Raw genomic sequence first — 9,343 nt, 5'->3', positions numbered from 1 at the left:
AGGTGCCACTCCTCGCCGTTCACCTCGGCGCGCGCGAGCACGTACTCCTCCTCGGGGTGCACGGCGACGGCCAGGTTGGCCGGCAGGGTCCAGGGCGTGGTCGTCCAGATCAGCAGGGCGGCGTTGTCGGGCAGGTCCACCCCGGCCTCCGAGTCGTCCTCGACGGGGAACAGGACGAAGATGGAGGGGTCCTCGATCTCCTTGTACTCGACCTCGTGGTCGGCGAGCGCGGTCTCGCACCGGGGGCACCAGTTGACGATGCGCACGTCGCGGGCGAGGAGGCCGCGCTCGTGGGCGCGCTTGAGCGTGTACCAGGCGCCCTCGATGTACTCGTTGTCCAGGGTCATGTACGGGTGGTCCCAATCCATCAGGACGCCGAGACGCTTGAACTGCCTCGTCATGATCTCGACGTGCTTGAGGGCGAACTCCTTGCACTTCTCAACGAACCGGTCGACGCCGACCTTCTCCTCGATGTCCTTCTTGCACTCGATCTCGTCCGAGAGGACCTCCTGCTCAACCTTCACCTCGATCGGGAGGCCGTGGCAGTCCCAGCCGGGCTGTAGGCGGACCCGGTACCCGCGCATGAGCCGGTACCGGTTGACGGCGTCCTTGATGATCTTGTTCCAGGCGGTGCCCAGGTGGATCGAGCCGCTGGCGTACGGGGGCCCGTCCAGGAAGTAAAAGATGGGCCCGTCCCGGTTCCTCTCGCGGACCTTACCCAGCAGGTCCTCCCGCTCCCAGCGCTTCTGGATCTCGCGCTCCAGCTCGGGGCCGGGCTCCAACCCCAGACCCCCGTCGGGGGCGGTCCCGGTGGTCGTCGGGTCGGAGCTGCTGGACCTGATGCGGCGCGCCCACGAGGTGGCCCGAAAAAGGTTCGGTAACGTGGTCTCCTACTCGAAGAACGTGTTCGTACCGCTGACGAGGCTCTGCCGGAACCGGTGCCGGTACTGCACGTTCCGGCGGGAGCCGGACGAGGTGGAGTCCCCCTACCTCTCCCCGGAGGAGGTTTTCAAGATAGTGGAGGCGGGCCGGCGCGCCGGCTGCAAGGAGGTCCTGTTCACGTTCGGGGAGCGGCCCGAGGAGCGGTACGACGAGGCGCTGGAGTGGCTGGAGGAGCACGGGTACTCGAGCACGATCGAGTACCTGGTCGACCTGTGCCGGCGGTGCGTGGAGGAGTACCGCATGCTCCCTCACAGCAACCCCGGGGTGATCACCCGGTCGGAGATGCGGAAGCTGCGCCGGTGGAACGCGAGCCTGGGGCTGATGATGGAGATCCTCTCGGACCGGCTGTGCGGGGAGGGTGGGCCGCACGAGCGCTCGCCGGGCAAGCGGCCGGAGGAGCGGCTGCGGGTGCTCAAGCACGCGGGGCGGTTGAAGGTCCCGTTCACCACCGGGATCCTCATCGGGATCGGGGAGACGTGGGAGGAGCGGGTGGAGACGCTGGAGAGGATCCGCGAGCTGCACGAGCGGTACGGGCACGTGCAGGAGGTGATCGTCCAGAATTTCCGGGCCAAGCCGGAGATCCCGATGGAGGATCACCCGGAGCCGACGCCGGCGGACCTGCTCAGGACGGTGGCGTGGGCGCGGCTCACGCTCCCGGACGTGCCGGTGCAGGTGCCGCCCAACCTGAACCGGGAGACCGGGCAGCTGGCGCTGCTGGCGGGGGCCAACGACTGGGGCGGCGTCTCCCCGGTCACGAAGGATTACGTGAATCCCGAGGCCCCGTGGCCGGAGATTGAAGAGCTGAAAAGACTCACCGAGGAGGTGGGACTACGGCTACGGGAGCGCCTGCCCATATACCCGGAGTACGTGCGTAGGGGCTGGTACCATGCGAACCTCGCGGACCTCATCGAGGAGCTCGCGGACGAGGAGGGGTTCGCGGCGGGAGGATGAGGACGACGTGAGCGTGGACGAGCTGGTCAACATGGCGGTGTCGGGCGGGATCGACGAGGGGACCGCGCTGCGGGCGCTGGAGGGGAAGATCAACCCGTACAAGGTGCTGGAGGCCGCGCACGAGGCCCGGCTGAGGCTGGTCGGGGAGCAGGTTACGTTCGTTGTGAATCGAAACATTAACTTCACCAACGTGTGCATTAACCGGTGCAGGTTCTGCGCGTTCCGGCGGGACCCGGACGACCCGGACGCCTACATGATGTCGCCCGAGGAGGTGGGGGAGCGGGCGGCCGAGGCCCGGGACCGGGGGGCGACGGAGGTCTGCGTGCAGGGCGCGCTGCACCCTGACGCCACGTTCGAGTACTACCTGGAGATCCTGGAGGAGATCAAGTCGCAGGCCCCGGACATTCACATTCACGGTTACTCTCCGATGGAGGTCAAGTACTGCTGCCGGCTGGCCGGTGAGGAGCTCGAGGAGGTGCTACGGGAGCTGAAGCGGGCCGGGCTGGACTCGATGCCGGGCACGGCGGCGGAGATCTTCTCCCCCCGGGTTCGCAGGCGGATCTGCCCGGACAAGATCGACGCGGACGAGTGGGAGCGGATCGTTCGGACGGCGCACGAGATGGGCATCCCGACCACCTGCACGATGATGTACGGCCACGTGGACTCCCCGCGCGACTGGATCGATCACCTTAAGCGGCTTCGGAGCATCCAGGAGGACACGGGCGGGTTCACGGAGTTTGTCCCGCTCTCGTTCGTGCACGCGAACTCGCCGCTGTATCGGGAGGGTCAAGCCCGGCCCGGCGTCTCCGGGATGACCGACTTGCTAGTGCACGCCGTCGCGCGCCTGTACCTGGGACCCGTGATCCCGAACGTCCAGGCCTCGTGGGTCAAGCTGGGGGTCAAGCTCGCCCAGGCCGCCCTGCACGCGGGCGCGAACGACCTGGGTGGGACGCTCATGGAGGAGAACATCTCGCGGGAGGCGGGGGCGACCGAGGGCGAGCGTCTCGAGCCCGAGGAGATGGTTGAGATCATCCGCGAGGCGGGGTTCACCCCCGTGCAGCGCACCACGCTCTACGAGCCCGTGAAGGTGTACTAGCGGAGGTGCATCCCGTCATGACGAAGGTTGGGGAGTTCGTCCGAGTCCTGGACAAGGTGCTGAGCTCGGGCCCCGGCCGGAAGCTGATGAAGATGGGCGTCAAGCGGTGCGAGTCGTGTGGGGACGTGCGCATCAAGGTCGCGCTGGACGTGGCCTACGGCGACCGGGAGGACGCGTGCTGGAAGTGCAGGACCGCGGCCCGGCTGGTGCGGAAGTTCCTGGAGAAGACGGCCGGAGCGGTCGGCGTAGGGGAGGAGCGGCTCCGGGAGATGCTATCGGCGGACTCGTACCGGCGCGGGATCGCGGTGACGCTGCTGGGCATCTACCGGTACGGGGTCCGGAAACCCTTCGTCCCCTCCGCCCCGTACATGGCGATCTGGGACGTGACAGGGCTGTGCAACCTGCGCTGCAAGCACTGCTACTCGAACGCGGGCCGACCCGCGCCCGGGGAGCTGAACACCGAGAGGGCCCTTGAGGTCATCGAGCGGCTCTCTGGGTGGAACGTGCCAGGACTGGCGTTCTCCGGCGGCGAGCCCCTGATGCGGGATGACTTCTTCGAGCTGGCGGAGGCCTCCGCCGACGAGGGCATGTTCACGGCCCTCGCCACGAACGGGACCCTCATCGACCGGGACACGGCGGAGCGGCTGGAGGCCGCCGGCGTGGAGTACGTGGAGATCAGCCTGGACGGGGCCGATCCCGAGACGCACGACCGGTTTCGCGGCGTGAAGGGTGCCTGGGAGCGCGCGGTGGAAGGCATCCGCCACTGCGTCGAGACGGACATGATGACCGTCATCGCCTTCACCGTGCACCGAAACAACGTGAGCGAGATCCCAAGGCTGCTGGACCTGGCCGAGGACCTCGGGGTCGACGGCGTGGCCGTGTTCAACTTCATCCCCACGGGGCAGGGTCGATTCCGACGGGAGCTGGACCTGCCGCCGGAGCTGCGGGAGGAGGTGCTCCGCACGCTCGTCCGGGAGGCCTCCGATCGGGACATCCTGATCTACTCCACCGCGCCGCAGATGGCCCGCGTGAGCCTGGAGATGAACGAGGCGGGCGACTCGGAGATTCTCTACGGCACGCACTTCGCGTACGCGGGGAAGGGTAGGTGGATCGAGCCGCTGCTGGAGTTCCTGGGCGGGTGCGGGGCCGGTCGGTTCCTGATGGCCATCCGACCGAACGGCGACGTGCAGCCGTGCGTGTTCCTGCCGGTCAAGGTGGGGAACATCCTGGAGGACGACCCGGAGGATCTGTGGGATCACGAGGTCTTCTGGGCGTGCCGGGACCGCGACGGGCTGAAGGACCCGTGCGGTGAGTGCGAGTTCCGGTACGTGTGCGGCGGGTGCAGGGCCCGCGCCTACGCGATCACGGGCGACGTGCGCGGCCCGGACCCCGGATGCATCGTGACCGGGGGATCCGAGGAATGAAGGTGCTGCTCGTTCAGCCGCCGTTCGAGGACAACATCGCCCGGGTGCTCGGGGTCTCCTCGTTCCCGCTCGGGCTGGTGCACCTGGCCGCCAAGCTCGAGGAAGAGGGGTTCCACGTGGACATCCTGGACTGCCCCGCCGAGGGCGTCGGCATGGAGGACTTGCCCGGCGTGCTGAAGAAGTACGACGCGATCGGCATCACGGCCACCACCCCGGTGGCCCCGTCCGCCTACCGGGTCGCCAGGCTGGCGAAGGAGCTGGGTAAGTTCGTGTTCCTGGGCGGGCCGCACCCCACCTTCATGGACCGGGAGGCCCTGAGGGAGGGTCGAGCCGACGTGGTCATCCGGGGCGAGGGGGAGACGACGACCACCCGGGTGCTGGAGGAGGTGGACGGGTGGGGCGAGCCCGACTTTTCCGACATCGAGGGCGTCACGTACCGGGACGGCTCCCGGATCGTGCGGAACCCGGACCGAAGGAAGCCGGAGGACCTAGACCGACTGCCGATTCCGGCGTACGATAAGGTGAACCTGGATAACTACGCGGCGGATGGAGTCAGGTTCGCCCCGGTGATTACGAGCCGCGGGTGCCCGTTCCGGTGCATCTTCTGCGCCTCGTCCCGACTCTTCGGGCCGAGGTGGAGGGGGAAGAGCCCGGAGCTCGTGGTGGAAGAGCTGCGCTACCTGGTGGAGGAGCTCAAGGTGGACAGGATCGAGTTCGTGGACGACGTGTTCACCGTGTACAAGCGCCGGCTGAAGGAGATCTGCGAGGGAATGCGGGAGGAGGGGATCGACGTCCCCTGGGACTGCGGCGCGCGGGCGGACCTGCTCACGCCCGAGGTCGCCAAAATCCTGCGTGATCACGGGTGCACCGCGGTTTACGTGGGGGCGGAGTCGGCCAGCGATGAGACGCTGAAGAAAATTAACAAAGGGATCACGGTTCGAGATATTATTGGATGTAGAAAGGTGGCGAAGCGGTACGGATTAGAGATACTACTGTCGTTCATACTGGGGTTTCCATGGGAGGATAGGGAGGACGTTCTAAGGACGATTAAGTTCGCTCACCGAGTTAGACCAGACTACGTACAGTTCACGGTATGCACGCCTTACCCGGGCACCCCGTTGTACGATATAGCCGAGGAGAAGGGGCTAATCGAGGTGCGAGACTGGTCCAAGTACACCACGCTGGATCCGGTGATGAGGACCGAGCACCTGAGCCGGGAGGAGTTGGGTCGGCTGCTGCAGCGGGCGTACATTTCGTACTACCTCAACCCCAGGTACCTGCTGGATGCCCTGCGCGAGGGCAAGCTGTTCCTGTTCAAGCGGATAATCACGTCCGGGGCCCGGGCGGTGATAACGTACCTGCGGCGGCTCCTGTGAGGGGGTGTCAGCTCCCCGAAAATTCATCACGCGTCAGGCGCGGTCCGCGGTCATCATCCGAACGTTACGGTCTCACCACGGCGATGATCCTGGTGAGGCTTCGGTGCACGCGGTCCCGAACCTCCGCTTCCACCCGGGAGACGCCCTCCCTCACCTCCTCCCAGGCCTCCTCGGGGACCGTCAGGGCGATCTTGCCCTCGACGACCTCGGAGAGTGCGTCCAGGGTGTTCAGTAGCAGCCGCTCGACCGGGCCCCCCTCGATGTACGAGGACCGACCGTACGGTGGGTCCACGGCGGCGGCCTGCACGGGTTCTTCCAGGATCTCGTCCACCTCCTCCGCCCGTCCCGCGTGCAGCTCGTACTCCTCGATTCCGTAGTGCCTTAGGTTACGCTCCGCCCGCCTCACGAGTTCCCTTCGGACCTCCACGCCCACGGGCACGCAGCCGATCAGGCCGGCCTCGATGAGGATCCCACCCACGTTGCACATGGGATCGAGCAGCCTTTCCCCGCGCCGCGCCTCGGCCAGGTTGACCAGGGCGCGGGCGAGGAACGGTTCCGTGGAGTCGGGCATGAACTCGGGGCGTTTGTGCGGTTTGCGGTCCGAGAGCTTCTCGCGGCGGGCGAGCGGTCGGGCCGGGTGGACTTCGTCCCCCACCTTGAGCCTCCGCTCTCCTTCCCCCAGCCGGTAGACCGCGTGGGATCGCGCGAGTCGGCGGATGACGCGGCGCGCCTCCCCGTCGGTGAGTCCCCTCACCACCGCGACCCGGTCCCGAACCTCAATTTTCCCCTCGCCCACCTCCGCCCGGAGCGCGCCCTTTAATTCCATTAACGCCAGCTCGACGTTGTCCCCCGCCAGCAGGAACGCGTGCACGGGGGGTCCCCCTTGGGCAGGTACTTCGGGACGTCCGGGATCCGGGGTAAGGTGGGCGAGTTCCTGACGCCGGAGCTCGCGTTGCGGGCCGGCCGGGCGCTGGGTGAGTACCTGGGCGGTGGCGAGGTGGCCGTGGGCCGGGACGCTCGGGTGCACGGTCAGGCCATCGCCTCGGCGGTGATCGCGGGCCTGCTCTCTCAGGGTTGTCGGGTCGTGGACGTGGGCGTGGTCTGCACGCCCACGCTGGGCTGTTACGTGGTCGAGGAGGGGCTGGACGCGGGCGTGATGGTCACGGCCTCGCACAATCCCCCGGAGTACAACGGGATCAAGTTCTGGAACGAGGATGGGATGGCCTTCACCCCGGATCAGGAGCGCGAGATCGAGGAGCTCATGGACGGCGAGCTGAGCTACCCAGGGTGGCGGGAGTTTCGGGAGGCTGAGGGGGATGGAAGCGCGCCCCGCGTGCACGTGGAGCGGATCCTGGAGGAGGTGGGCGCGGACGGTGAGGGCCTGCGCGTGGTGGTGGACTGCGCGAACGGCCCGTCGGCCCTGGTCACCCCGGTGGTGCTGCGGGAGATGGGGTGCGAGGTGATCACGCTCAACGCGCACCTGGACGGGCACTTTCCGGGCCGGCACCCGGAGCCCCGGCCGGAGCACCTGGAGGACCTCATGCGGGCGGTGCGGTCGGTCGGCGCCGACCTCGGGATCGCGCACGATGGGGACGCGGATCGGGTCGTGTTCGTGACGGAGGAGGGCGAGTTCGCCGGGTACGACGAGGTGCTGGCGCTCGTGTGTCGTAGGATCCTGGAGGAGAAGGGCGCGGGCAAGGTGGCGGTCAACGTGGACGCCTCGATGGTGGTGGACGAGGTCGTGCGGGAGCTGGGCGGTGAGGTGGTCCGGACGAGGGTGGGCGACGTGTACGTGGCGGAGGCGATCAAGCGGGAGGGCTGCGTGTTCGGTGGGGAGCCGAACGGGACGTGGATTCACCCGGACGTGCACCTGTGCCCGGACGGCCCGCTCTCCGCGGCCTGGATGGTGAGTCTGCTCGTGGAGGAGGGTCGGCCGCTGTCCGAGCTGTTGGAGGAGGTGCCTCGGTACCCGACGCTGAGGGAGAGCGTGGAGTGCCCGGAGGAGCTTAAGCCTAAGGTGATGGAGTGCGTCGAGCGGCGCGTGCGGGAGGAGTACGATCGGATCGACACGGTGGACGGGGTTCGGGTTGAGCTGGAGGATGGGTGGGCCCTGGTTCGGCCGTCCGGGACCGAGCCGCTGGTCCGGGTCACGGTGGAGGCGGAGTCGAGGGAGCGTGCGGAGGAGTTGAGGGATGAGTTCGTACGGCTGGTGAGGGAGTGCCTGAGGGAGGTGGGAGGATGATCGGCGTCGTGCTCGCCGCCGGTGAGGGAACGCGGATGCGGCCACTGACGCGGACTCGACCTAAGGTGCTGCTGCCGGTGGCGGACCGCAGGCTGATCGATTTCTCCATCGAGGCGCTGGTGGGTGTGGGCGTGGAGCGGCTGGTGGTGGTTACGGAGTACCGGGCGGAGGAGGTGGAGCGGTACGTGGAGGATCGGTGGGGTGGCGAGGTCGAGCTCTCGTTCGTTCGGCAGGGGGAGCCGCTGGGGACGGCGCACGCCGTGTACGTGGCGTGGCGGGAGGTGGATCCGGACGAGCCCGTGCTCGTGACGAACGGTGACCTGGTGTTCGATCCCGCGCTCGTGGAGCGGACGGTGGAGGAGCACGAGGGTATCGCCTCGATGGCCCTGGTGGAGGTGGACGACCCCTCCGAGTTCGGCGTGGTGAGGCTGGAGGACGGGTACGTGCGGGAGCTGGTGGAGAAGCCAGATCCGGGGGAGGCGCCCTCGAACCTGGCGAACGCGGGCGTGTACGTGCTGGAGCCGGAGTTCGGGCGGTACCTGGAGGAGGTGAGGCTGTCCCCGAGGGGCGAGTTCGAGCTCACGGACGCGCTGCTGGCGGCGGCGCGGGAGGAGGGGGTCAAGGGCGTTCCGCAGGACGTGTACTGGCTGGACGTGGGTCGGCCGTGGGACCTGCTGGACGCGAACGAGTGGGCGCTCAGGAACGTCATGGGCCGGCCGGAGGTGGAGGGGGTCGTGGAGGAGGGCGTCGAGCTCCGGGGCCCGGTGTGGGTGGCGGAGGGCGCCGTGCTCAGGCCGGGCACGGTAGTGGAGGGGCCCGCGTACATCGGGCCGGGGTGCGAGCTGGGTCCCAACTGCTACGTGCGGCCCGCCACGACGCTGGTCGGGAACGTGCGCGTGGGGCAGGCGGTGGAGATCAAGAACTCGATCGTCATGGAGGGCACGAACGTGAGTCACCTCTCCTACGTCGGGGACAGCGTCATCGGGGCCGAGTGCAACCTGGGTGCCGGCACGGTGATCGCCAACCTCCGGCACGACGAGCGGAACGTGAGGGTGGTCGTGAAGGGCGAGCTGGAAGATACGGGTCGCCGGAAGTTCGGGGCGGTGCTCGGGGACGGGGTGAAGACAGGGATCAACACCTCGATCCTCCCGGGTCGGAAGCTCGGTCCGTACGCGGCCACGGCCCCGGGCGCGGTCGTGCGTAAGAACGTCCCGGAGGGTAAGATGCTGGTGGACGGCGTGCTCGTGGACTGGGACGGGCGCGGATGACGACGTCCCGCGCTGCTGATCGATGATGACGATTGGACCGCGGA

8 protein-coding genes are annotated in these 9,343 nt (G+C 68.0%); 6 read left to right on the top strand and 2 right to left on the bottom strand.

The features are described from left to right. A partial coding sequence (locus tag ACXJJV_RS05765) for a class I tRNA ligase family protein (RefSeq protein WP_456467221.1) occupies positions 1 to 782 on the bottom strand: 782 nt, incomplete at its 3' end. A gap of 28 nt (positions 783 to 810) precedes the next feature. On the opposite strand from ACXJJV_RS05765, the gene cofG reads away from it, so the two are divergent. Genes cofG through ACXJJV_RS05745 form a run of 4 tightly spaced genes read left to right on the top strand, consistent with a single transcriptional unit; the run spans position 811 to position 5,789 of the window. Then, positions 811 to 1,893, top strand: a complete 1,083-nt coding sequence (gene cofG, locus ACXJJV_RS05760; protein ID WP_456467220.1) for a 7,8-didemethyl-8-hydroxy-5-deazariboflavin synthase CofG — start codon at positions 811 to 813, stop codon at positions 1,891 to 1,893. Positions 1,894 to 1,900: 7 nt separating this feature from the next. After that, on the top strand, positions 1,901 to 2,989 hold the full coding sequence (gene cofH, locus ACXJJV_RS05755) for a 5-amino-6-(D-ribitylamino)uracil--L-tyrosine 4-hydroxyphenyl transferase CofH (protein ID WP_456467219.1): 1,089 nt from the start codon (positions 1,901 to 1,903) through the stop codon (positions 2,987 to 2,989). Positions 2,990 to 3,006: 17 nt separating this feature from the next. Next, entirely contained in the window at positions 3,007 to 4,413 is a 1,407-nt protein-coding gene (gene gms, locus ACXJJV_RS05750) for a glycerol monoalkyl glycerol tetraether synthase (RefSeq protein WP_456467218.1), read from the top strand. Next, the gene (locus ACXJJV_RS05745; protein WP_456467217.1) at positions 4,410 to 5,789 is read left to right on the top strand and encodes a B12-binding domain-containing radical SAM protein; all 1,380 of its coding nucleotides are present in this window, start codon (positions 4,410 to 4,412) and stop codon (positions 5,787 to 5,789) included. The genes gms and ACXJJV_RS05745 overlap by 4 nt, the downstream gene beginning before the upstream one ends. A 64-nt stretch (positions 5,790 to 5,853) precedes the next feature. On the opposite strand, the gene ACXJJV_RS05740 is transcribed toward ACXJJV_RS05745, so the two are convergent. Next, positions 5,854 to 6,660 carry a TRM11 family SAM-dependent methyltransferase gene (locus tag ACXJJV_RS05740; RefSeq protein ID WP_456467216.1) on the bottom strand — a complete coding sequence of 269 codons (807 nt, stop codon included), beginning with the start codon at positions 6,658 to 6,660 and terminating at the stop codon, positions 5,854 to 5,856. Between the two features lie 12 nt (positions 6,661 to 6,672). Here ACXJJV_RS05740 and glmM point away from each other — a divergent pair, with 12 nt between their 5' ends. After that, positions 6,673 to 8,031 (top strand): phosphoglucosamine mutase, encoded by a 1,359-nt coding sequence (gene glmM / locus ACXJJV_RS05735; protein ID WP_456467215.1) that lies wholly within the window; start codon positions 6,673 to 6,675, stop codon positions 8,029 to 8,031. Next, positions 8,028 to 9,299 (top strand): bifunctional sugar-1-phosphate nucleotidylyltransferase/acetyltransferase, encoded by a 1,272-nt coding sequence (gene glmU, locus ACXJJV_RS05730; protein ID WP_456467214.1) that lies wholly within the window; start codon positions 8,028 to 8,030, stop codon positions 9,297 to 9,299. The genes glmM and glmU overlap by 4 nt, the downstream gene beginning before the upstream one ends. The last annotated feature ends 44 nt before the right edge of the window (positions 9,300 to 9,343 follow it).

It is taken from the genome of Methanopyrus sp. (assembly GCF_053997775.1).
Note: the sequence above shows the minus strand (reverse complement) of the source record. Positions and strands in the feature narration are given on the sequence as shown.

Bases quoted from the DNA above. Each gene is read 5' to 3' on its own strand.
- gms (WP_456467218.1), top strand. From the start codon at position 3,007: ATGACGAAGGTTGGGGAGTTCGTCCGAGTCCTGGACAAGGTGCTGAGC.
- ACXJJV_RS05745 (WP_456467217.1), top strand. From the start codon at position 4,410: ATGAAGGTGCTGCTCGTTCAGCCGCCGTTCGAGGACAACATCGCCCGG.
- glmU (WP_456467214.1), top strand. From the start codon at position 8,028: ATGATCGGCGTCGTGCTCGCCGCCGGTGAGGGAACGCGGATGCGGCCA.